Raw genomic sequence first — 21,190 nt, 5'->3', positions numbered from 1 at the left:
TCCGGTACCACGACGTTGATACTCGAGCCGGTGCTACCTCCGGGGGACCAATGGCAACCGATCACGCTCGAGCGGAGGACGAGGACGAGGGCGAGGCCCTCGAGGCGTACGAGCGACTCGAACGGCGCGTCGAGAAGATCTCGAACGTCGGGAACGCCGCGGGCGTCCTCCAGTGGGATCAGGAGGTCGTCATGCCCGAAGCGGGCACCCCGGCGCGTGCGAAACAGCTCTCGACGCTCTCGTCGATCAGCCACGAACTGCTGACGGACGACGAGACGGGCGACCTGCTCGAGGAACTCGAGTCCGACGAGGACCTCGACGACGAGCAGCGGGCGGTCGTCCGCGAGGTTCGGCGGCAGTACGACCGCGCGACGAGCGTCCCGGAGGAACTCGTCGCCGAACTCTCGGAGACGACCGCGAACGCCCACCCAGTCTGGAAGGAGGCCAAGGAGGCGGACGACTTCGAGTCGTTCGCCCCCACGCTCGAGAAGCTGGTCGACCTGAAGCGGGAGTACGCCGAGTGCATCGACCCCGACGCCGATCCCTACGAGGTGCTGTTCGCGGACTACGAACCGTACATCGACCTCGAGACGGCCGAACGCGTGCTCGAGCGCCTGCGCGACGAACTCGTGCCCCTGATCGACGCGGTCGGGGAGAGTGAGGCCGTCCTCGAGACGGAGGCGTTCGCCGGCGAGTTCGACGACGACGATCAGGAGGCGCTGGCCCGCGACGTGCTCGACTCGCTCGGCTACGACTGGAGCCGCGGTCGCCTCGACACCGCCCCGCACCCGTTCTCCTCGGGGACGCAGTTCGACGCCCGCGTGACCACCCGGTTCGAGGAGGACGACCTGCTCGGCTCGATCACCTCGACCATCCACGAGTTCGGCCACGCCAACTACACCATCGGCCTGCCCGACGAGCACTACGGGACGCCCCTGGGCGAGGCCCGCGACCTCTCCGTCCACGAGTCCCAGTCCCGCCTCTGGGAGAACCACGTCGGCCGCTCCCGGCCCTTCTGGGAGCACTTCCTGCCGATCGCCGCGGAGCGGTTCCCCGAACTCGAGGACGTCACGCCCGAGGAGGCCTACGAGTCCGCCAACCAGGTGTACGACGACAACCTCATCCGCGTCGAGGCGGACGAACTGACCTACCACCTCCACATCGTGATTCGCTTCGAGATCGAGCGGGACCTGATCCGGGGCGACCTCGAGGTCGAGGACGTCCCCGAGGTCTGGAACGACAAGTACGAGGAGTACCTGGGCGTCCGGCCCGAGACCGACGCCGAGGGCTGTCTGCAGGACATCCACTGGTCGCACGGCTCCTTCGGCTACTTCCCGACCTACTCGCTGGGCTCCGTCCTCGCCGCCCAACTGTACGCCGCGGCGGAGGACGAACTGGGCGACCTCGACGAGGACGTTCGGAACGCCGATTTCGACCGCCTCAACGGCTGGCTGCGCGAGAACGTTCACCAGCCTGGCAAGCGGTACGAGACCCAGGAGCTGATCGAGCGGGCCACCGGCGAGGAGCTGACCGCCGATCACTTCCTCGAGTACGTCTCCGAGAAGTACGGCGAGCTGTACGGCCTCGATCGAGAAGCCGGCGCCTGACGGGAACCGAGAGCGAACGTTCTTCCCTTCGTAGGTGCAAGCACCGGTATGAGTGACGTTCTCGCCGCCGATACGGCGCTCTTCCTCGCGCAGATGGGTCCCGACGACGTCCCCGGTCCCGTTCCCGGTCCGGGAATGGACGTCGGACTCGGCCCCGGCCTCGTCGGCGGCGCCTTCGGCGCGTTCGTGACGACGCTCGTCGTCGGGGCGATCATGGTCGCGATCGCCCCGCGGTACACCGAGCGACGGATGGCCTCGCTCCTCGAAAACCCCGTCGGATCCCTCCTCTACGGCCTCCTCAGCCTCGGCGCGCTCGTCCTCCTGACGTTCCTCCTCGTCATCACCCTCGTCGGGATCCTCCTCGTCCCGTTCCTCGCGATGGCGTCGATCCTCGTGTGGGCGATCGGCGCCGCCGTCGCCTACCTCGCCATCGCCGATCGGCTGGTCGACAGGCGGAGCGGCTGGGCGAAACCGCTGGTCGTCGCCGCGGCGATCAGCGGCGCGCTGGCGCTGACCGGAATCGGCGGGATCGTCTCGTTCTTCGTCGGCGCCGCCGGCTTCGGCGCGGTACTCCGCTCGGCGCTCGGCTGATCGAACGCCGGGTATCGACCGCCTCGTACGAATCCGGGGCCGGAATCGGCCACGGAGACGAAACAGAAAACTCCCCCGAGACCGATGTTTCCCTCATGTCAACCTCCGAGACGGCGCAGCGACGACTCGAGGGGCGAACGGCGATCGTCACCGGCGCGAGTTCCGGTATCGGCGCGGCGACAGTGCGGGCGCTCGCCGAGGAGGGGGCGAACGTCGTCCTCGCCTCGCGGAGCGAGGATCGGCTGACGGAACTCGTCGAGGAGGTGGGCGACGAGCACGGCGTCGAGACGCTGGTCGTCCCGACGAACGTCCGGGAGGAGGACGAGGTCGACGCCCTGATCGAGGAGACCGTCGACGCCTTCGGTGGACTCGACGTCCTCGTGAACAACGCCGGACTAAGCCGAGGCAGCGACGTCGAGGATCTCTCGACCGAGGAGTACCGAACGATGCAGGAGACGAACGTCGACGGCGTCTTCTACGCGACGCGGGCGGCGATTCCGCACGTCCGCGAGCGCGAGGGCCACCTCGTCTTCGTCGGCAGCTTCGCCGGGAAGTTTCCCCGGCCGTTCAACCCCGTCTACGCGGCGACGAAGTGGTGGGTCCGGGGGTTCGCCCAGAGCGTCGCGGCTCAGGTGGGCGACGAGGGCGTCGGCGTGACCATCGTCAATCCCTCCGAGGTCCGCACGGAGTTCGAGACCACCGACGGCGACACCTTCGCCGAACGCTTCGAGGAGGGGGAGGTGACCGAATCCGAGGAGATCGCCGAGGCGATCCGCTTCGCGGCTACCCGAGAGAACTCGAGCGTCACCGAACTCGACCTCTACAGACGGGACAAGTTCTCCGGCTTCTGAGGGCGCGCGGTCGTCGTCTCGGCGGACGATCCGCCCGGGTTCGGCGCCGCGTCAGCGGTTAAAAGGTGGGTGACCCTGCCGGCTACAGACTCACCCCTCGAGGGGCCCAGCGGTAGGATATGCGCATCTCGATTCCCGGATTCCCGGGCGTGTACTACGACACGGACGCCGAGTCGACGGCCACCGCGATCGCCTTCACCGCCGCGGGGCGGCGCGCGCCGAAACCGCACGGGTACGCGCTCCAGGTGGTGCCGTACCTCTGGTCGTTCGACGTCGACCTCCGCGAGGTCCCCACCGACCACCCGATCCAGTACCTCCACCCGGAGGGCGCGCAGAGCCTCGGAACGGTCGTGCGAAACCCGAACGCCCGGCAGGTGGGCAACGACCTCGAGGCGCTCGTCCGGTTCGTGTGGGCGGTCAACGAGGAACTCGAGTCGGCCACCGGGCGGCTGATCGGCACGGAGAGCGGTGACGACCGGGAGGGCGTCGTCATCGAGATCGAAGACGGGAACGTCGGCGTCAGCGGACGCGAACTCGAGACTGACGAGTTCGACTTCGAAGAAACCGAGGGGGAAGCCGACGAGGGGTCGGACGCCGAGTCCGACGCGGACGTCCCCGACGGATCGGAGGACGTCGACATCGAGGAGTTCGAACCCGCCGCCGACGAGTTCGAGATCGAAGGGCGCGGCCGGGACGTCGACGAGGTCGACGACGAGGGACTCGAGGGGTAACCGGCGTCGACGCGACTCGAGCCGACCCGGACGCGTCCGCTTTTGTCGTCCCCGACCGTATCCCCGTCCATGCGCATCGTCACGACCCTCCCGTCGGCGACCGAAACCGTCGCGGCGCTGGGGCTCGAGCCGGTCGGCGTCTCCCACGAGTGCGATCACCCGCCGCGAGTTCGGGACTTGCCGTCGGTCACCGCCTCGAGAATCGACGCCGGGGGCGAAGCCTCGAGCGCGGAGATCGACCGGCAGGTGCTCGATCTCGCCGACGGCGACGAACCCGACGCCGGAGGCGTCTACGACGTCGACGTCGACCTGCTCGAGTCCCTCGAGCCGGACCTGATCGTCACGCAGGGGATGTGCGACGTCTGCGCGGTCGACGAGGGGGTCGTCGAGGCGGCGGTCGAGGCGATGGACGTCGATTCGGAGCCGGACGTTCTAACTACCGACCCGCACGGCGTCGGCGACGTCCTCGACGACCTCGAGCGGATCGGCCGGGCGACGGGACGGGAAGAGCGCGCCCGGGAGGTGCGGTCGACGCTCGAGGCGCGAATCGAGGCGGTTCGATCGCGCGTGGACGGCGCCGACGCCGGGTCGGAGTTCGACGACCGCCCGCGCGTGGCCGTCATCGACTGGACCGATCCCGTCATGATCGCGGGCCACTGGACCGCCGAACTCGTTGCGTGGGCCGGGGGCGAGTACGGCCTGGCCGACGTCGGCGAGCGCTCGAGGCCGCGCGAGTGGGCCGAGATCCGCGACTACGATCCGGAGGTGATCGTCGTCGCCCCCTGCGGCTTCGACCTCGAGCAGGTGGCCGCGAACCGGGCCGACCTGACCGAGCGCGAGGGCTGGTCCGACCTCTCGGCCGTCCGAAACGGCCGCGCGTGGGCGATGGACGGCGATCAGTACCTCAACCGGCCCGGACCGCGCCTGGTCGAGACGCTCGAGGTCCTCGCGCCGATCGTCCGACCGGACCCGTTCGACGACGTGTACGACGTCCCCGCCGACGTCGCCGTTCCGTTCGGTCGCCTCGAGGACCGGACGCCCGGCGAACGGATGCTCGAGTCGGAGACCGATGACTGATGAGAGCGAGCGGTCCGACTCGAACGGACGGTCCCACTCGAGCGACGGCGCGGGCGGTCAGTCGGGCGACGGCGCGGACGACCGGTCCAGCGACCTCCCCGACGACGCACCGGTGCTGGTTCTCCCGTCGGATATTCGGGACGCGATCGCCGAACGGGCTCGAGCGGGCGCTCCCGAGGAGATCTGCGGAATCTTGGGCGGCGAGTTCGGGCCGGAGCGGAGTCGCGTGGTCTCGCAGTACCCCGCGGAGAACGCCGCCGAAACTCCTCGGACGCGGTACCGGATCGATCCGGCGGAGCAACTCGCGATCTTCGACCGCCTCGAGGGCCGCGGCGAGGCGATCGTCGGCTTCTACCACTCCCACCCGCGCGGTCCGCCGAGGCCGAGCGCGACCGACGCCGCGCGGGCGACCTGGCCCGACCGCTCGTACCTGATCGTTTCGCTCGAGCCGTCCCTCGAGGTGGGGTCGTGGCGCTGGCGGGAGGGGGACGACTTCGGAACCCCCGGAGCGGACGGCGTCGGCGACGGTCGCTTCGAACGGGAACGGCTCGTCCTCGAGTCGGAGTGACGCCGCCACGAACCGGTGGCTTCCGATCCGCGGTTCGATCGCTGGCGGCCGGTTCACTGCGCGGCACAGGTTTACACGAGTGGGGGTGTAACGATACGAGTAACTGGCCGATGACCCCCTCTAACTCACACTTCTCCGGCGGCCCTGACCCGCCGAGGTGCATCGAACGCAGCTACGGCGCGACGACGCCGCCGAGCCTCGCAATCGTCCAGACGATCGCCGTCATGGAGGACGTCGATCCGATGGACGCCCGCGAGTTCGGGCTTCGACTGTACGATCACGTCGACCCGGAGGCGCTGGATCGACTCCTCGAGGACCCCGACGGGTCGGCGTCGGTGTCCCTGGACCTGTCCGTCGAAAACCGGTCTCGGTACGCCGTTCAGCTCCACGAGAACGGTCGACTCGTCGTCCGGAAGTCCGGGTAGCGTTTCGGCTTCCATCGGCCGGACGTCTCGGTCGTTCGGTGCCCCGCTCCCGTGTCACCCGTTTCATCAAACGACGAGTTCGTGTGAAATACTGAATAGTTTAACTCCGCGGGGGCGCGAAGGCCGTTCCATGGACTCCACACTCGACGACCGCCTCCGAGCGCTCTCGCACGGCCACCGTCGACGGACCTTACTCGCGTTGCTCGACGGCGATTCGAACGGCGCCGGGTTCGACGCTTCGGGGCGGATCGAACCGGCAGACGGCGATCGAGACGCCGCCTGCGAGCTCCGGCACGTGCACCTCCCGATGCTGGCCGATATGAAGTTCATCGACTGGAGTCGAACGGACGGCGACGTAACCAGGGGTCCGCGGTTCGACGAAATCGAGCCGCTGCTCGCGGTTCTCTCCGAGAATCGAGAGCGACTCTCCGTCGACGGGGCGCTCGAGTTCGAGTGACTCGGTCGCGAACGCCGTTACGCGGGCGGTAATAGGGGCACGGAGCGACGGCTGGTTGGGACCCGAACCGGGCTCCGTGCCAGTTCGTACTTCGAGCTACCCTGGTATAACGTTACTGTGATTATCTGGGTGAACTCGATCTACAGGTGCGGCGGAGTCGCGAGGGGGTGCGACAGGAACTGACTTGTGAGCGGGTCCACTACATCCGAGACGGTACCGGAGACGGCGCCGAGATGGTTGGGACCCATGAACGAGTTATCTAATCACCAACGGGCGATCGAACTGCTCCAGCAACTGGGATTGAAAGAGTACGAAGCCAAGTGCTTCGTGGCGCTCTCGAGGCTTCCGAAAGCGACGGCCAAGGAGATCAGCCAGACTTCCGACGTCCCCCGAACGCGCGTCTACGACGCGATCAGGGTGCTCGAGACGAAGGGGCTGGTCGAGATCCAGCACTCGAACCCGCAGCAGTTTCGGGCCGTTCCGATCGCGGAGGCGGCCGATACGCTCCGCCAGGAGTACGAATCCAGAACGGAGACGCTCGTCGAGGTGCTCGAGGAGATGGAACCGGCGGCCGCGGACGACGGGGAGGAGATCACGCACGAGGTCTGGGCGCTGTCGGGCGTCTCGGCGATCGCGAACCGAACCCAGCAGCTCATCGACGACGCCGAACGGGAGGTCGTCCTCATCGTCGGGCGCGAACACGTCCTCACCGACGAGCTGTTCGAGCACCTGCGGGAGGCGCAGGAGTCGGGTAGCTCCGTGATCATCGGCGCGCTGAGCGAACGGATCCGCGATCGGATTCGCGAGTCCCTCCCCGCCGCGGAGGTCTTCGTCTCCGAACTCGAGTGGCTGAGCGGTTCGCAGGCCGATCACGAGAGCGGAACGACGATCAGTCGGCTCCTGCTGGTCGACCAGAACACGATCCTCGTCAGTTCGGTCCACGAGTCGAACGCCGGCGAACTCGAGGAGGAGAAGGCCGTGTTCGGCAAGGGCTTCGACAACGGCGTCGTCGTGATCGCCCGCCGACTGATGGCGATGGGGATGCCTCGAGGCGACGACCCTGAGATGGAGGGGTGAGGCGATTCAAGGACGGACGAGTGCGCTGACCCCGAGACGGGCGGGCGGGGCGACCTGCTCGACGAGCAGCCGATACCGTCGCCGACGGCATTCCAACGAGGTTGCCCGTCGAGACGGCGGTCGAGCCGTCGCCCCCGCTCGATCGGTCGATCTTCCGTCACGAACCGACGTATATTCGTCGTTCGACGACCTTCACCGTTCGATGATCGTCAGCCGTCGACAGTTCCTCGCCGCGGGTGCGACCGCCGGAGCGGGCGCGCTCGCGGGATGTTCCGGGTTCCTCGAGGACGAACTCTCGTCGTCGGTCGCGGGCGTCTCCGCGTCGGCGCTCGCCGAGACGGGGTACGGCGAACGCACCGTCGAGGAGGTCGTCGTCAGTCGGACCGTCGGCCGGTTCGGCTTCGAGCACACCGTCGAGGTGACCAACTGGTACGCCGAGTACGATCGGGCGATCACGCTCGACGCGCTCGGCGACCTCGGTTCCGCGATCGGCGGGCCCGGTGGCTCCTCGAGGCTCCGGGCGTCGATCGTTTCCGTGCTCACCACGCCACAGATCTCGTTTCTCGGCCGGACGTTCAACCCCGTCGGCGAGTACTCGACGGACGACCTCGTCGCGCTGATCCAGGACCGGTACGACGAACTCGAGGACGTTCGGCGGGTCGACGAGACGACGCTGTCGTTCCTCGGCGAGGAGGCGCGGGTCGTCCGGTACGAGGCCAGGGCGCGTCTGGTGGACGTCGGGACGTCGATCGACGTGTACCTCCAGGTCAGCAAGCCGGTCGAGCACGGCGACGACCTCGTGATCTGCGTCGCCGTCTACCCGCAAGCGCTCGGCTACGAGGTCGAGAGCGACGCGGTTCGGACGCTGCTCGAGAACGTCGAGCACGAGTGAGTACTCGAACCGTCCTCGGTCTCTCAGCTTCTGTCGTCACTCCCCGTCCACCACCGTTCTTGTTCCCTTCTCCCGCTCAAGCTGGAATTCCTCCGCGGAGACGTCGATTCCCCGCGGCCCTCGCACCGATCTCGGTGCGAACCGCCGCCGACGCCACGCTCAAGTAACTGTGTGGGCTCCTCTCACGCATGAAGATCGCAGTCTACGGCGCCGGCGGCGTCGGCGCGTACTTCGGCGGGCGACTGGCGCGGGCGGGGGCGGACGTCCACCTGATCGCTCGAGGCACCCACCTCGAGGCCCTCCAAAAGAACGGCCTCGAGGTCGAGAGCGTGTTCGGGGACTTCAGCGTCGATCTCCCGGCGACTGACGACCCGGCCGACATCGGCGTGTGCGACCTCGTCCTCGTCTGCGTCAAGTCGTTCGACACCCGGTCGACGGCCCGCGAGATGGAACCGCTGCTCGGCGACGAGACGGCCGTACTCTCGCTCCAGAACGGGGTCGACAACGAGGAGAAACTCGCCGAGGAGATCGGTCGGGAGCGCGTGCTGGGCGGCGTCACCTACATCTTCTCGACCATCGCCGAACCGGGCGCGATCGAGCACACCGACGGCCCGGCGCGGATCATCTACGGCGAACTCGAGGGCGGCCGGAGCGAGCGCGTCGAGCGTTTCCACGACCTGTGCGAGCGCGCCGAGGGGATGGAGGGCGTCCTCTCCGAGGACGTCCGGACCGAGATCTGGAACAAGTACGCGCTCATCGTCGCGGTCTCGGGCGTCACGGCGGCGATCCGCCTCCCGATGGGCGCTATTCGAGACGTCGAGGAGTCGTGGGACCTCTTCGTCGATCTCCTCTACGAAGTCCAGGATATCGCCGCCGCCGAGGGCGTCACCGTGTCGGACGACGTCATCGAAGAGTGGATCGACTTCGCGCGCGACTTCGAGCGCGACACCTACTCGTCGCTGCACTACGACATGACCCACGGCAAGCGGATGGAACTCGAGGCGCTCCAGGGAACGGTCGTTCGGAAGGCCGACGTGCACGGCGTCGACGTTCCCCGGACGCGCGCGGTCTATTCGATCCTTCGACCGTGGGCCGTGAAGAACGCCGGGGACTGACCGTCGTAAGCGAGCGCGTCCGGCACCCGGAACCCACTTAGGTTCGAATCCGCCGTCGTGTGCGGCCGCTCGAGCAACCGTTCGGTCGTTTCTCCTCGCGCGCGTGACGGCGTCCTCGGGGGTGGCCGATGACGTTCTGCAGTTCCGCGGGGTGGCACAGATCCGGGTCCGATCCGACGAACTCGAGGGCGTCCGATCGGTTCTCGTTCGGCGAAAACGTGCGGCTCATCGACCCGTCGGGCACGTGCAGGTGAGCGCGAACCGCCCGGGCTACCCGCATCGCTCGTCGTGCCGGTCGAGTTCGGGTCGAACCCGGCCAGTGACCGCTCGACGGCCCGAAACTTATCCCGACGGAGGAGGTACTCGAACATCCTTCCAGGTCATCGCAATGAGTACTGAGCCGGACGCCGGACCGACCGGTGCGACGCTGTCGTACCGCCGCATCCTCGAGCGGGAGATGGAGAACGCGCTGAAGGAGATCGATCGGCCGACGAAGGGGTTGTTCCTGTCGGGCTTTTCGGCGGGGCTGAACCTGAGTTTCGGGGCGCTGTTCATGGCGATGGTTCTCACGTTCTCCGGCGGGTTCGGATCGGACCTCACGAGACAGTTCGCGCTGGCGGGCGTCTCCTCGATCCCGTTTCTGTTCGTCATGATCGGCCAGACGGAGCTGTTCACCGCCCACACGACGATGGCGATCCTCCCGCTGGCCGACGGTCGATCGACGCCGGCGGAGGTCGGTCGGCTCTGGAGCGTGGTGTACGCGTCCAACCTGGTCGGCTGCGCGGCGTTCGTCGGCTTGATCGCCGCCATCGCCGAGCCGATGGGGATCGCCGAGCCGTCGTCGTTCGGGACGCTCGCCGGGGCGCTGGTCGAGCACCCGTGGTGGGTGATCTTCCTCTCCGGCGTAATCGCGGGGTGGCTCATGGGAATGGCGACGTGGCTGTCGGCCGCCAGCAGGGACACGATCGGCCGACTCGTGTTCGTGGTGCTCGTCACGGCCGCCATCGGGTTCGGGCCGTTCCACCACTGCATCCTCGGGACGACCGAGGTGCTGTCCGCGATGGTGCTCGTCGGCGACGTCTCGGTCGGCACGTTCGGCTCGTTCCTGGCGTTTACGACCCTCGGGAACGTCGTCGGCGGCAGCGTGTTCGTCGGCTTGCTCAACTACGGGCACGTCGCGCTGGCCGGGGAGTCACAGGACGTCGACTTCGCGGCCGAGCGAAACGAGTGAGCGTACGCGACCTCGCCGATTTCCCACCCTGCGCCGGGCGCGACGGCCGAGTGCGGCCACCGACTACGCGAACGTGTCCGGCACCCACTCCCGGTTCGGGTCCGCCGTCGTCCGCATCCACTCGAGTAACCGATCGGCCATCTCCTCGCGCACGTCGGCGTAGTCGGGGTGGTCGATCAGGTTCTGCAGTTCGGCGGGGTCGCGCTCCGTGTCGTAGAGTTCGTTCACGTCGGGGCCGTTGTAGACGAACTTGTACCGGTCGGTGCGGACCATCCGCTGTGTGTAGAGGCCGAACTCGTCGCCGTGGTACTGGGCGAAGGCCGAATCCGGCCAGTCGACCGGCCGCCGTCCCTCGAGCAGCGGGACGAGGTTCCGCGAGTCGAAGCTCTCGGGCACCTCCGCGCCGCCGATCTCGAGGAACGTCGCCGCCAGATCGTGCAGGTGGACGGGCTCCTCGCGGGTCGATCCCGGCTCGGTGACGCCCGGCCAGCGGACCTGCAGGGGGATGCGGTAGGTGTCCTCGTACATCAGCGGTCCCTTGTTGAACTGGCGGTGCCCGCCCGCGAAATCGCCGTGATCGGAGGCGTGGACGACGACCGTCTCGTCGGCGAGGCCGAACTCCTCGAGGGCCTCGAGGATCCGGGCGAACTGGTCGTCGATCAGCGTCACGAAGCCCCAGTATTTGGCGATGACCTCGGCCCACGCGTCCCAGTCGAACTCGGCGACGCCGCGATAGTGGAGGTAGTTCTCGTGGGCCTGCGGCTTTCCGTCGAACGTCTCGAGGTAGCTCTCGGGCGGTTCGATCTCGCCCGGGTCGTACATCGAGGCGTAGGGCTCCGGGACGACGTAGGGGTGGTGCGGGCCGTAGAAGTCGGCGCGGTGGAAGAACGGGGCGTCGGGGTCGCCGTCGACGAGATCGCCCTCGCCGGTCGCGTGGGCCTCGAGGGCGTCGATCGTCCGCTCGGCGAGGAAGTACGCCCGGGTCGCCTCGACGTCGACGGGCGTCTTCGCGGCGACGAAGGTGCCGCCGTCGCCGTGGGTGTAGACCGCCTCCTCGAACTCGACCTCGCCGAGGGGGACGCCGAGGTCCGTCCGGTACTCCCGGAACGCCTCGTCGATGTCGTCGTGGTGCTCGTCGCTGCCGCCGAGGTAGGAGAAGCCGAAGTCCTCGGGCGTCTGATCCCGACCGACGTGCCACTTGCCGGTGTAGGTGCAGTCGTAGCCGGCCGCGACGAGTTCCTCCGAAAACGTCGGGAGGTCGGGGTCGAGGTTCGGCCGGATGGCGTCGTCCTCGTGGCAGTTGTTCACCATCCCGTGGCCGTGGGGGAACCGGCCGGTCAGCAGCGAGGCGCGGGCGCTCGTGCAGATGCTGATCGGGGTGTACGCCCGCGAGAAGCGCGTCCCCTCGCTCGAGAGCCGATCGAACGCGGCCGTCTCGACCGGCGGCCCGTCGGGCGCGGTGCAGTCGTACCGCTCCTGATCGGTGAGGACGAGCAGGACGTTCGGCCGTGTCTCGGTCTCGTCGGACTCGGTCTGGGGGGCGGCCATCTCGAGCGTCGTACACCGGGCCGGCAGTTAACGCTGGCCCCGGCGCGACGGAGCGATCGCACCCGACGTCCGCTCCAGACCGGACGCGAACCCGATCGCCGACCTACGCCTCCTCGACCCGCACGCGCGTTCCGTCGACGACGGTCACGCGAACCCCCTCGAGCACGAACGACACCGACCCCGACCGAGGTCCGGCGCTACAGGGCTCGAACAGCGACTCGAGCGCGTCGGGATCGAGGACGTCGTACAGCGGTTCGACCTCGAGCGGTTCGCAGCCGACCGCTCGCGCGACCGCTCCGACGATGACCGCCGTGAGCGAGTCGTCGACCGCTGGATCGTACCGCGCGTCGACGTCGCCCGCTCCGTCGTCCCCGCCTTCGTTCGCGTCCCGGGACGCCTCGACGAGTTCGTCGATCGGAACGCTGAGATCCGCCCGGGTGGCCTCGTCGCCGTGAGTCATGGCGCCCTCGCTCTCGTGGCGTCACCGTCCCCATGGCCCTCGCCTTCGCCTTCGCCTCCGCTCCGAATCGCGTCCCCGGTCCGTCGCTCGAGTCCGCCCTCGATGGACTTCCGTTCCTGTCCTAGCATTGATCGTGGATGGTGATGCGGTCGTCGGAGGTGATGCTACCGCGTCTATCCAGAACGCCTTTATCACCCCGTCGGGAACGGTATCGATCGTTGACAGTGGATTCGACCGAACGGTTCGTCTGCCGGATCGGTCCGATCGGCTCGATCGATGGACGAGGCGACTCGATCGATCGCCGGCTTTCGTCCGCTCAGTCGGTCTCCGCGACCGGATCCGAATCCGTGGAGACGGTGTGCCCGACGAGCCGGGAGAGTCCCCGCCGGAGTCGGCGCGAGACCGCCCGTTGGCTCACGCCGAGTTCCTCGGCGAGGTCGCTCTGGGTGACTCGCTGGGGCTCCTCGAAGTACCCCCGCCGGTGGGCGAGCCGGATCGTCTCGCGTTGCTCCTCGGTCAGCTGGTACTGCTCGCCCGCCCGCTCCTCCCGGGGCGTGTAGAGACGGTTGAGCGAGACCGGAACGCCGGCGTCCCGGCAGTACGCCTGGAACGTCCGGATCGACCCGTGGTCCGAGAACCGGAGCTCGAACCGCCAGCCGTCGCGCGTCCCGCGTCCCTCGAGCACCGTCACGCCCAGGCGTCCGACCCCGCGCAGGAAACCCTCGACGGAGCCGTTCCACCGCGCCCGGTACAGTCGCCCGTCCTCCGCCCCGGAGACGGACTCGAGGGCGTCCACCGCCTCGGTTTCGAAAACGCACCGTTCGAACGATTCGAGGTCGTCACAGCCCCACACCCAGAAGAACGGGAGGATTCCCTCGTCGGTGGGAACGACGCGCTCGAGTTCGATCCTGATCCCGGGATCCGCTTCGATCGCGGCGCCGAGCGGGAACGCCGCCGCGGGCAACCGAAAGTCGGCGATCGTCGCCATACCGGCCGTTCGAGGGCCCGTCGGAATACGGTTGGGGAACCGTCGGCGATTATGAACGCCGCCTATATAGAGCCGATTCGTTAACCGGTTCCGGGTTCGCTCCTCCAACCAGAGCGTGTTCGTATCGATGACGAAGCCGATCGAAATCGCGTACTGTCCGACGTGCGGGTGGACCCGCCGAACCGACGATTCGACCGACCCGACGACCTCGTCGGACTCGAGTGACCGCACCGGCCCTCGGGGGGCCTCCGTGGACCTCAATCGGGCGATGATCGACCACTACGTCGAGACCGGTCACTCCCCGGTCGAGCGGTGCTCGCTCGAGGAGTTCCACGAGCGACTCGAGCGCGCCGACGGTCGACTCGAGCGGTCGGACGGCCGCGCGAGCCTCGACGCGGACGAGCCGACGCCCGTGGTCGGTCGACTCGAGCGACGGTCCGACCGGCGGCGGGAGAAGTGAGAGCGGCGAGAGCGAGACTCGGGTTCGGACTCCGCAATCTGCACCGGAGCGCGAGAACGAAATCGAGGAGTGGTTGAGCGGCGGATTCAGGCGAAGTCGTCGATCGTCGGCCGCTCGCGGTCGCCGGGGAACTCGTCGACGGGGACCGCCACCTGGTCGCCCGACGCCATGTCCTTGACCGTCACCTCGCCGTTCTCGAGGTCGCGCTCGCCGACGATGACGACGGTCTCGGCGTTGATCGAGTCGGCGTAGTTCAGTTGCGCGCCGAAGGATCGGCCGGCGACGTCCGTCTCGACGACGTGTCCGCGCGAGCGCAGTTCGCGGGCGATCCGGGCGGCCTCGGGCCGCGTTCCGCCGACTCGCAGGACGTAATAGTCGGTCGTCACCTCCTCTTCGGGCCAGACGCCCGCGCGCTGACAGAGCAGCGAGAGGGTGGCGTGACCCGGCGCGACGCCGACCGCCGGCGTCGGCTGGCCGCCGAACTGCTCGATGAGGTCGTCGTAGCGCCCGCCGCCGAAGATCGATCTGGAGACCTCGCCCGCCGAGTCGAAGCACTCGAAGACGACGCCAGTGTAGTAATCCAGACCGCGAGCCGTCTCGAGCGAGATCGTACAGTACTCCCGCGCGCCGAAGTCCTCGGCCGCCGCGAGGACGGCCCGCAGGTTCTCGACCGCGTCGGTCACCCGCTCGCTGTCGGCGAACTCGACGACCTCCTCGAGGTCGCCCGACGCGATCAGGTCGTCGAAGTCGGCGGCCTGGTCGTACTCGAGGCCGGCCTCGACGAGCAGGTCGCGGTACTCCTCCTGCGGAAGCTTTTCGGACTTGTCGACCGCGCGGATCGCCTCCTGGACGTCAACGTCGGCGTCGAACGTCTCGAGGACGCCTCCGAGGATGTCGCGGTGGGAGACCCGGAACTCGAAGTGCTCCCCGGTCAGGCCGAGGGCCGTGAGGGCGTCGGCCGCCCACGCCAGGATCTCGGCGTCGGCGTCGGGTTCGGCGGAGCCGAAGATGTCCACGTTAGTCTGGTAGAACTCCCGCTGGCGGCCCTGCTGGACCTGCTCGTAGCGCCAGAACGGTCGGGTGGAGAACCACTTGATCGGCTTCGAGAGCTCCTGCTGTTTCGCCACCACCATCCGCGCCACTGTAGGGGTCAACTCGGGCGTCAGCGTGACGTGGCGCCCGCCCTGGTCTTCGAAGTCGTAGAGTTCGTCGACGATCTCGTCGCCGCTCTTGTCGGTCCACATCTCCGCCCGCTCGAGGGCGGGCGTGCCGATCTCGCGGAAGCCGAAGCGGCGGGCCGTCTCCTCGAGCGCGTCGGTGGCGGCCCGCCTGGCCACCATCTCGCCGGGGTAGAAGTCGCGAAAGCCCTTGATCCGTTCGTACATGCCCGTCCGTTCGAGGACGGCGACCTTCTATCTGTTCTTCTGGCCCATTCGGAGGTTTCCGAGTCTTCGGCGCTCACCGAACGCGCGTCACGTGGGTCTGGACGTGGTCCGGGAACAGCCCCCGAACCGCCTCCTCGCCGTCCTCCTCGGCGATGATCGTCCGGAGTTCGGCCTCGTAGTCCGCCCGCGGAATCTCCTCGCTCGGACCGGCGGTCACGTCCAGTCGGGACTCGGTCAGCCGATCGACGGCGCCCCGTCCGAACCCCGACAGCGGCGCGATGTAGTCCACCCCGTGGCGGTCCTCGAGGCTCTGGGCCTGCGCCCGCGAGACCGTCGGGACGCGGTCGTCGCGCCGGGTGCCGTCGGCGATCGCGTCGTAGCCCGCCTCGGCCGCCCGCTCCAAGGCGTGTTCGTGAACCAACTGGATGCCGTTCCGGGGGAAGCCGTCGTCCCTGATTCGCTCGACGGCCTCCGTGGCCACGCCGGGATCGAGTTGGAGGCGTTCGAAATCGAAGCCGGCTGACTCGGCGGTCGCTCGAGCGTGTTTCCAGTCGTCGGTCACGCCGAAGTGGGCCGTCGTCAGCGTGACGTCGTAGAAGGGGGCGAGGAGCAACGCGGCGAGCGTGGAGTCCTTGCCGCCGCTGTAGAGGACGCCGAGGCTGAGGGTCATCGGGATCGAGCCCCGGACGTCACCGTCGCTTGATGTCGAAGCTCTTCTTCTCGGGCTGGAGCTCCTTGAGCAGCTGTTTCATCTTCGCGTCGTCGACCTTGCCCTGGATGCGACCGCTGCGGGCGAGGGCGACCACCTGTCGTTCGACCTGCTCGCCGAACTGCGGTTTGCTCATCTTGACCGTGTTGAGGCGCTTGCGCGCGTCGTCGGTCAGGTACTGGCGGAGCAGGGCCTGCTTCTGGGCCTCGGCCTGCTGCTGGGCGGCCTCCTGGGCCTCCTCGTTCCCCTGCTGGGCCTCCGCGCGCTCCTGCAGCTCCTCCATCTTCTTCCGTCGAAGTTCCTCGAGATTCTCGTCGTCGGGCGTTCCGCTCATGGCTGTCTCTACGGAGACGTTCTTCCGCCGGCGGGAAAATGATTACGGACCGTTCGGCCGACGCCCGGGCGTTCGCGACGTCTCTCGGCGGATCTGGGTCGGAGACGAAAAACGGGGTCCGGCCGTCAGGCGTAGCGCTCGAGTTCCGGACGGTCGAGGTCCGCGAGGACGTTGCCGGCGGTCTCGTCGAGGTAGCTCCGGCCTTCGGGCGTGATGCGTCGGCCCTCGCCCTCGGCGGTCTCGACGTAGCCCTCCTCCTCGAGTTGCTGGAGGATGGTTCGGATCAGGTTTCGCGAGCCGTCGGCGCGGCGGTCGGGCGCGACGCGGTAGCGGTTCGACCCCTCCTTCGCGCCGCCGTACTCGGTGGCGAGGCGCTCGACGCCGATCGGCCCCCTGTCTGCGACCTTGCGCAGCAGGCTCGCGGCGCGGATCGCCCAGAAGTTCTCCTGTTCGGGGGGCAGTTCTCGGTTGGCGCCGGTCTTCGCGAACGCCGCCCAGTCGGGCTCCTCGAGTCGGTCCTCGAGATCCTCGGCGAGCGCCTCGATGAGGGCGTCCGCCGGAACGTCGTACATCGTAGCCATTGGGGTGTGGTTTCCGTCGGCGCCATTTAAGGCCATCGTATTCCCGCGACGCGGCGCGTCCGTGCGCCCGTCCTCGGCGGCCCCGTCGCCGTCGTTCGGCTCGCAGTCCCGTTCACCACCGCGCGGTCGACCCGAACGCGCCCGTCGCCGCGCCGCCCAGCAGCGTCGGGAGCCAGTAGGTCGCGACGCGGTAGCAGACGACCGCCGCGCCCACGGTCGCCGCCGGGACCCCGGTCAGCGGCGCGAGCACGGCGATGAGCGCGGCGTCCATCCCGCCCAAGCCGCCGGGGAAGGGGGTGGCCGCCGCGACGCTCGCCACCGGCACGGCCACGAACGCCGCCGCAAGCAGCGTCGGATCGGTCTCGCCGAGGGCGACGAACGAGAGCCAGAGACAGCAGATCAGGCCGAACCAGCCGAGCGCCGAGCAGCCGAACGCGACGCCGATCGCCCGCTGGTCGTCCGCGATGCGCTCGAGGGACTCGACGAAGCTCCGAACTCGCCGCCTGACGGCCTCCGGCTTCGGCGGGCGGTAACGGGGGACTACCCGGGAGATCGCGCCGAGGAGTCGCGCGAACCCCCGGGCGATCCCCGCCTCGGCCCGTCGGCGCCTGCGCCACAGCGTGATGCCGACGACCGGGAGGCAGACGGTCGCGGCGACCAGCGTGAGCGCGATGGCACCGATGCGCGCCGTGACGGCGACCGTCGCGGCGTAGTACGCGAGCCCCACGAGACCGAATCCGATGGCGGGAAACAGGTTGAGGGCGTCGACGCTCACGATCGCCGCGAGCCCGGTCTCGTACTCGCTGTCGGTCACCGTCGAGATGAGCAGGGCCGTCACCGGTTCCCCGCCGGCCTGGCCGAAGGGCGTGACGTTGTTGGCGAACACCGCCGAGGAGAAGACGAGGACGGCCTCGACGAAGCCGATCCGGACCCCGAGCGCGGCGAGGACGACTTTCAGTCCGAGCGTCCAGGTGAGCAACCACCCGAGCGCGGCCAGCGCGACCAGCGTGATGCCCGGGAGGGAGGCGGCGCCGAGCGTCGCGAGCAACTCGTCGATCCCCAGCAGCCAGAAGATGAGGGAGAGCACGGCGAACGCGGCGACGAACCCGACGACCATCACCAGGCGGCGACGACGAGCATCGGTCATGTCACGGCAAACGAACGTAGGCGCTAAGAAGGCTCCGAAACGTCGCCGGAGGTACTACCGGTCGGCTCATCGATCGGGCCGCCGCCAGCGAGTTCGGCACCGGCTCGGGCTTCTCCTCGAGTCTCGGCGTCGTCTTCGAGGACGTCTCGCAGTTCATCGACGATCCGACCGCGGTGGTCCAGGGAATCGAGGCCCTGCTCGCGCTCGTCGAAGACGAGGGACTCGGAGCCGCCGAAACGCTGGTCGAGGCGATGGTCCAAGACGTCGAGCGGACGCAGGCCCGGAACAATCCCTACGGGTCGCTCGAGGAGAAAGAGCACCCCGCCCTGTACGACACGTTCGAACGTAATTGGTACGAGGGGTACGCCGCCGGGTTCCTGGCGAAGACCGTCCTCGGCGGAGCCGCCGCGAACGGCGCGAAGAACGCGATCAAGAGCACCACGACCGCCCAGAAGGTCGGCTCGAGACTCGAGGACACTGGCGCGCTCCGAACGCTCGAGCGCGTCAGCGACGCCAAGGATGCGGCGAAGTCCCGGGCGACCGCGCGCATCCTGCTGGCGACCGACGGTTCGGCCTCCGAGACGCTGTTGCGCGAGGCCGACACCGCCGGCGCTGCCTACCGGTTGTGGCGCCACCAGCGGACTCGGACACCTCCTGCTTGTGACGAGCGACGTTGGCGGACGACTCACTGACCCCCTCGAGTCGGGACGCGCTGGATGACTTCCACCCGGTCCACCGTCGATGCGGGCCGTTTTTGCGGGGGAACCCGTAGGGAGCCCATGGACGAACGGGAGGCGCTCGCGCTGCTCGCGGGCGAACTCGAGCCGGTCGGCGACGACGCCGCCGTCGTCGACGGGCTGGTGGTGACGACGGACATGCTCCACGAGCGGACGGACTTTCCGGACGGGACGACGCGCTACACGGCCGGCTGGCGGTCGGTGGCCGCCTCGCTCTCGGACGTCGCCGCGATGGGCGCCGAGGCGACGGCCGCCGTGGCGGCCTACGCCGTCCCCGAGTTCGACGGCGACGACCTGACGGCGTTCGTCCGCGGCGCGAGCGACGTCTGCGAGGCGGTCGGCGCCGAGTACGTCGGCGGCGACCTCGACGCGCACGAGGAGTTCACCGTCGCGACGACCGCCGTGGGCCGCACGGGCGACCTCGAGCCTGTCCTCCGAAGCGGCGCGAACCCCGGCGACCTCGTCTGCGTCAGCGGAACGCTCGGACGGAGCGCGGCGGCGCTCGAGTTCTTCACGCGCGCGGCCGACGAATCGGGCGATCGACGGACCACCCTCCTCGAGCGCGCCAACGACCTCTTCCGGTTCGAGCCGCGGGTCGTCGCCGGCCGGGCGCTGGCCCCGTACGCGACCGCGATGATGGACTCGAGCGACGGTCTCGCCCGGTCGCTCCACCAGCTCGCGGAGGCCGGCGGCTGTGGCTTCGCCGTCGACTCGGACGCGATTCCCGTCGACGACGCGCTCGTCGAGGCGATCGACGACGGGGACGAGGCCCGTCGGCTCGAGCGGGCGATCACCTTCGGCGAGGACTTCGAACTCGTGTTCACGATTCCCGAGGGAGCGCTCGAGGGCGCGCGAGCCGCGACCGACGTCGACCTCTCCGTGCTCGGCTCGGCGGTCGAATCGGACGAGGGGATCACGCTCGACGGGGAATCGCTCGCAGATCGGGGGTACACGCACGGCTGACCGACGGCGACGGACGAAGCGAATCTGACGGTCACCGCGGTCAGCCGACGATGGCGATCGGGACCGGCATGAAACAGAGGGCGCCGAGCCCGAACGTCACGACGCCGAGGAGGATCCGCCAGGGGTCGAGTCGCCGGTCGTCGACGGGTTGGGCGGGGCCGATCGAGGCGGCGATCGTCGTCAGCAGTCCCCAGACGACCCAGATCGACACCGCGTTGCCGCCGTGGCCGCGCACGTAGTAGAGGTACGCCGCGAGCGCGAACAGCGCGCCGGGGACGAGCGCGCCGATCGTCTCCTGAACGCTCCCGATCATCGCCCGGAGGATGTGGCCGCCGTCGAGTTGTCCCACCGGGATGAGGTTGAGGAACGTCACCAGCATGCCGACCCAGCCCCCGATGACGACCGGGTTCACCGACCGCCGCGGATCGTCGGTGTAGAGGGGCTGATCGACGACCGCGGCGATCGCCTCGAGCAGCGGCGGGAAGCCCAGCTGGTACTCGACGGCGTTGGGATCCTGAACGAGCGATTCCGGAGCGACGACCGGCGGGAGGTGGAGGCCGATGACGGTGACGACCCCCGTCGCGACCAGTCCCGCGAGCGGCCCGGCGACGCCGATGTCGAACAGGGCCTTCCGGTTCGGCATCCGCCCCTTCATCTTGATCACCGCGCCCATCGTCCCGATGAGCGTCGGGACGGGGATGAAATAGGGTAACGAGGCGTCGACGTCGTGGTACCGGCTCAGGACGTAGTGGCCCAGTTCGTGTACGCCGAGGACGCCGAGGATCGCGGCGGTGAACGGCCACGCGCGCCAGACCTCGCCCGGGTTCGCGAACGGGTCGATGTAGTACCACCACCACGCGCCGACGAACAGCGTCGAGCAGATTGTCGCGACGAACAGGAACAGGTTCGTCCAGGGGATCCCGTCGACGCCGACGCTCGTCGGCTCGGCGACGAGGACGTACCGTCCGTTTCGGACGGCCATCCGGAGTTCGTACCCCTCCGACCGAAACGCCGGCCAGAGCTCCCGGACCACGACCGCCGGCTTCGCCAGCGGCTCGCCGTAGTACAGCAGGTCCTCGCCCTCGCGGTCGGTCCCGTAGACGAGAAACGTGGACTCGATCCGGTCGATCGGCGGTCCCGACTCGAGGGCAGTCCCACTCGCCCCGAACGCGGGACGGTGACCGGGGTCGCGGGTCGGGCTCGAGTCGGACCGCTCTCCGCCGTCCATCACTCGCTGTTCACTCGCGAGTCGTATA

General features: G+C 68.7%; 24 protein-coding genes. 15 read left to right on the top strand and 9 right to left on the bottom strand.

All coding sequences use genetic code 11. The features are described from left to right. Window positions 1-50 precede the first annotated feature (50 nt). The 12 genes from RJT68_RS17760 (at window position 51) to RJT68_RS17705 (ending at window position 10,622) form a co-directional block, all read left to right on the top strand. Window positions 51-1,607: a carboxypeptidase M32 gene (locus RJT68_RS17760; RefSeq protein ID WP_407037865.1), complete on the top strand. Its 1,557-nt coding sequence runs from the start codon at window positions 51-53 to the stop codon at window positions 1,605-1,607. 93 nt (window positions 1,608-1,700) lie between these two features. Further along, a complete protein-coding gene (locus RJT68_RS17755) occupies window positions 1,701-2,198 on the top strand; it encodes a hypothetical protein (protein ID WP_407040403.1) in 498 nt (165 codons plus the stop codon). Between the two features lie 95 nt (window positions 2,199-2,293). Further along, window positions 2,294-3,049 (top strand): SDR family oxidoreductase, encoded by a 756-nt coding sequence (locus RJT68_RS17750; protein ID WP_407037864.1) that lies wholly within the window; start codon window positions 2,294-2,296, stop codon window positions 3,047-3,049. 119 nt (window positions 3,050-3,168) lie between these two features. Then, entirely contained in the window at window positions 3,169-3,780 is a 612-nt protein-coding gene (locus tag RJT68_RS17745) for an ICP22 family protein (RefSeq protein WP_407037863.1), read from the top strand. Between the two features lie 69 nt (window positions 3,781-3,849). Next, window positions 3,850-4,857 (top strand): cobalamin-binding protein, encoded by a 1,008-nt coding sequence (locus RJT68_RS17740; RefSeq protein ID WP_407037862.1) that lies wholly within the window; start codon window positions 3,850-3,852, stop codon window positions 4,855-4,857. Between the two features lie 112 nt (window positions 4,858-4,969). Then, window positions 4,970-5,425 (top strand): desampylase, encoded by a 456-nt coding sequence (locus RJT68_RS17735; protein WP_407040402.1) that lies wholly within the window; start codon window positions 4,970-4,972, stop codon window positions 5,423-5,425. Window positions 5,426-5,535: 110 nt separating this feature from the next. Continuing rightward, window positions 5,536-5,850 carry a HalOD1 output domain-containing protein gene (locus RJT68_RS17730; RefSeq protein ID WP_407037861.1) on the top strand — a complete coding sequence of 105 codons (315 nt, stop codon included), beginning with the start codon at window positions 5,536-5,538 and terminating at the stop codon, window positions 5,848-5,850. Window positions 5,851-5,980: 130 nt separating this feature from the next. Continuing rightward, the gene (locus RJT68_RS17725) at window positions 5,981-6,307 is read left to right on the top strand and encodes a hypothetical protein (protein WP_407037860.1); all 327 of its coding nucleotides are present in this window, start codon (window positions 5,981-5,983) and stop codon (window positions 6,305-6,307) included. A 246-nt stretch (window positions 6,308-6,553) separates the two neighbouring features. Then, the gene (locus RJT68_RS17720) at window positions 6,554-7,384 is read left to right on the top strand and encodes a TrmB family transcriptional regulator (protein WP_407037859.1); all 831 of its coding nucleotides are present in this window, start codon (window positions 6,554-6,556) and stop codon (window positions 7,382-7,384) included. A gap of 202 nt (window positions 7,385-7,586) precedes the next feature. Continuing rightward, complete coding sequence (locus RJT68_RS17715) at window positions 7,587-8,276, top strand: DUF6517 family protein (protein WP_407037858.1); 690 nt, start codon at window positions 7,587-7,589, stop codon at window positions 8,274-8,276. A 188-nt stretch (window positions 8,277-8,464) separates the two neighbouring features. Beyond that, entirely contained in the window at window positions 8,465-9,391 is a 927-nt protein-coding gene (locus RJT68_RS17710; RefSeq protein ID WP_407037857.1) for a ketopantoate reductase family protein, read from the top strand. A 388-nt stretch (window positions 9,392-9,779) separates the two neighbouring features. Beyond that, window positions 9,780-10,622 (top strand): formate/nitrite transporter family protein, encoded by an 843-nt coding sequence (locus RJT68_RS17705; RefSeq protein ID WP_407037856.1) that lies wholly within the window; start codon window positions 9,780-9,782, stop codon window positions 10,620-10,622. Between the two features lie 63 nt (window positions 10,623-10,685). On the opposite strand, the gene RJT68_RS17700 is transcribed toward RJT68_RS17705, so the two are convergent. The 3 genes from RJT68_RS17700 to RJT68_RS17690 all read right to left on the bottom strand — a co-directional run bounded on the left by RJT68_RS17700 (window position 10,686) and on the right by RJT68_RS17690 (window position 13,618). Further along, window positions 10,686-12,170 carry a sulfatase-like hydrolase/transferase gene (locus RJT68_RS17700; protein ID WP_407037855.1) on the bottom strand — a complete coding sequence of 495 codons (1,485 nt, stop codon included), beginning with the start codon at window positions 12,168-12,170 and terminating at the stop codon, window positions 10,686-10,688. A 103-nt stretch (window positions 12,171-12,273) separates the two neighbouring features. Beyond that, entirely contained in the window at window positions 12,274-12,630 is a 357-nt protein-coding gene (locus tag RJT68_RS17695; protein ID WP_407037854.1) for a HalOD1 output domain-containing protein, read from the bottom strand. A gap of 316 nt (window positions 12,631-12,946) precedes the next feature. Further along, the gene (locus RJT68_RS17690; protein WP_407037853.1) at window positions 12,947-13,618 is read right to left on the bottom strand and encodes a helix-turn-helix domain-containing protein; all 672 of its coding nucleotides are present in this window, start codon (window positions 13,616-13,618) and stop codon (window positions 12,947-12,949) included. Between the two features lie 250 nt (window positions 13,619-13,868). On the opposite strand from RJT68_RS17690, the gene RJT68_RS17685 reads away from it, so the two are divergent. Next, window positions 13,869-14,078: a hypothetical protein gene (locus RJT68_RS17685; RefSeq protein WP_407037852.1), complete on the top strand. Its 210-nt coding sequence runs from the start codon at window positions 13,869-13,871 to the stop codon at window positions 14,076-14,078. Window positions 14,079-14,164: 86 nt separating this feature from the next. Here the strand turns inward: RJT68_RS17685 and hisS are convergent, their stop codons facing one another. The 5 genes from hisS to RJT68_RS17660 form a co-directional block, all read right to left on the bottom strand. Further along, window positions 14,165-15,463 (bottom strand): histidine--tRNA ligase, encoded by a 1,299-nt coding sequence (gene hisS, locus RJT68_RS17680; RefSeq protein ID WP_407037851.1) that lies wholly within the window; start codon window positions 15,461-15,463, stop codon window positions 14,165-14,167. A 73-nt stretch (window positions 15,464-15,536) separates the two neighbouring features. Continuing rightward, on the bottom strand, window positions 15,537-16,133 hold the full coding sequence (locus RJT68_RS17675; protein ID WP_407037850.1) for a DUF7411 family protein: 597 nt from the start codon (window positions 16,131-16,133) through the stop codon (window positions 15,537-15,539). A gap of 19 nt (window positions 16,134-16,152) precedes the next feature. Beyond that, window positions 16,153-16,506, bottom strand: coding sequence for a DNA-binding protein (locus RJT68_RS17670; RefSeq protein WP_407037849.1), 354 nt, complete (start codon window positions 16,504-16,506; stop codon window positions 16,153-16,155). A 125-nt stretch (window positions 16,507-16,631) separates the two neighbouring features. Next, window positions 16,632-17,087 (bottom strand): 30S ribosomal protein S19e, encoded by a 456-nt coding sequence (locus tag RJT68_RS17665; RefSeq protein ID WP_407037848.1) that lies wholly within the window; start codon window positions 17,085-17,087, stop codon window positions 16,632-16,634. Between the two features lie 112 nt (window positions 17,088-17,199). Next, entirely contained in the window at window positions 17,200-18,234 is a 1,035-nt protein-coding gene (locus RJT68_RS17660; protein WP_407037847.1) for a flippase-like domain-containing protein, read from the bottom strand. Window positions 18,235-18,407: 173 nt separating this feature from the next. Here RJT68_RS17660 and RJT68_RS17655 point away from each other — a divergent pair, with 173 nt between their 5' ends. After that, on the top strand, window positions 18,408-18,926 hold the full coding sequence (locus RJT68_RS17655) for a hypothetical protein (protein WP_407037846.1): 519 nt from the start codon (window positions 18,408-18,410) through the stop codon (window positions 18,924-18,926). An 87-nt stretch (window positions 18,927-19,013) separates the two neighbouring features. Continuing rightward, entirely contained in the window at window positions 19,014-19,934 is a 921-nt protein-coding gene (gene thiL, locus RJT68_RS17650) for a thiamine-phosphate kinase (RefSeq protein ID WP_407037845.1), read from the top strand. Between the two features lie 40 nt (window positions 19,935-19,974). Here thiL and RJT68_RS17645 read toward each other — a convergent pair whose 3' ends face one another. Beyond that, window positions 19,975-21,162 carry a site-2 protease family protein gene (locus RJT68_RS17645; protein WP_407037844.1) on the bottom strand — a complete coding sequence of 396 codons (1,188 nt, stop codon included), beginning with the start codon at window positions 21,160-21,162 and terminating at the stop codon, window positions 19,975-19,977. Window positions 21,163-21,190: the final 28 nt, after the last annotated feature.

It is taken from the genome of Halovalidus salilacus, assembly GCF_031852275.1.
Taxonomy (GTDB): domain Archaea; phylum Halobacteriota; class Halobacteria; order Halobacteriales; family Natrialbaceae; genus Halovalidus; species Halovalidus salilacus.
The sequence above is the reverse complement of the archived record's forward strand: the minus strand, read 5'-3'. Positions and strand labels throughout refer to the sequence as shown.

Excerpts from the sequence above, each read along its gene's own strand:
- RJT68_RS17760 (WP_407037865.1), top strand. The coding sequence starts at position 51 with ATGGCAACCGATCACGCTCGAGCGGAGGACGAGGACGAGGGCGAGGCC.
- RJT68_RS17755 (WP_407040403.1), top strand. The coding sequence starts at position 1,701 with ATGGGTCCCGACGACGTCCCCGGTCCCGTTCCCGGTCCGGGAATGGAC.
- RJT68_RS17750 (WP_407037864.1), top strand. The coding sequence starts at position 2,294 with ATGTCAACCTCCGAGACGGCGCAGCGACGACTCGAGGGGCGAACGGCG.
- RJT68_RS17745 (WP_407037863.1), top strand. The coding sequence starts at position 3,169 with ATGCGCATCTCGATTCCCGGATTCCCGGGCGTGTACTACGACACGGAC.
- RJT68_RS17740 (WP_407037862.1), top strand. The coding sequence starts at position 3,850 with ATGCGCATCGTCACGACCCTCCCGTCGGCGACCGAAACCGTCGCGGCG.
- RJT68_RS17730 (WP_407037861.1), top strand. The coding sequence starts at position 5,536 with ATGACCCCCTCTAACTCACACTTCTCCGGCGGCCCTGACCCGCCGAGG.
- RJT68_RS17725 (WP_407037860.1), top strand. The coding sequence starts at position 5,981 with ATGGACTCCACACTCGACGACCGCCTCCGAGCGCTCTCGCACGGCCAC.
- RJT68_RS17720 (WP_407037859.1), top strand. The coding sequence starts at position 6,554 with ATGAACGAGTTATCTAATCACCAACGGGCGATCGAACTGCTCCAGCAA.
- RJT68_RS17715 (WP_407037858.1), top strand. The coding sequence starts at position 7,587 with ATGATCGTCAGCCGTCGACAGTTCCTCGCCGCGGGTGCGACCGCCGGA.
- RJT68_RS17710 (WP_407037857.1), top strand. The coding sequence starts at position 8,465 with ATGAAGATCGCAGTCTACGGCGCCGGCGGCGTCGGCGCGTACTTCGGC.
- RJT68_RS17705 (WP_407037856.1), top strand. The coding sequence starts at position 9,780 with ATGAGTACTGAGCCGGACGCCGGACCGACCGGTGCGACGCTGTCGTAC.
- RJT68_RS17700 (WP_407037855.1), bottom strand. The coding sequence starts at position 12,170 with ATGGCCGCCCCCCAGACCGAGTCCGACGAGACCGAGACACGGCCGAAC.
- RJT68_RS17695 (WP_407037854.1), bottom strand. The coding sequence starts at position 12,630 with ATGACTCACGGCGACGAGGCCACCCGGGCGGATCTCAGCGTTCCGATC.
- RJT68_RS17690 (WP_407037853.1), bottom strand. The coding sequence starts at position 13,618 with ATGGCGACGATCGCCGACTTTCGGTTGCCCGCGGCGGCGTTCCCGCTC.
- hisS (WP_407037851.1), bottom strand. The coding sequence starts at position 15,463 with ATGTACGAACGGATCAAGGGCTTTCGCGACTTCTACCCCGGCGAGATG.
- RJT68_RS17675 (WP_407037850.1), bottom strand. The coding sequence starts at position 16,133 with ATGACCCTCAGCCTCGGCGTCCTCTACAGCGGCGGCAAGGACTCCACG.
- RJT68_RS17670 (WP_407037849.1), bottom strand. The coding sequence starts at position 16,506 with ATGAGCGGAACGCCCGACGACGAGAATCTCGAGGAACTTCGACGGAAG.
- RJT68_RS17665 (WP_407037848.1), bottom strand. The coding sequence starts at position 17,087 with ATGGCTACGATGTACGACGTTCCGGCGGACGCCCTCATCGAGGCGCTC.
- RJT68_RS17660 (WP_407037847.1), bottom strand. The coding sequence starts at position 18,234 with ATGACCGATGCTCGTCGTCGCCGCCTGGTGATGGTCGTCGGGTTCGTC.
- thiL (WP_407037845.1), top strand. The coding sequence starts at position 19,014 with ATGGACGAACGGGAGGCGCTCGCGCTGCTCGCGGGCGAACTCGAGCCG.
- RJT68_RS17645 (WP_407037844.1), bottom strand. The coding sequence starts at position 21,162 with ATGGACGGCGGAGAGCGGTCCGACTCGAGCCCGACCCGCGACCCCGGT.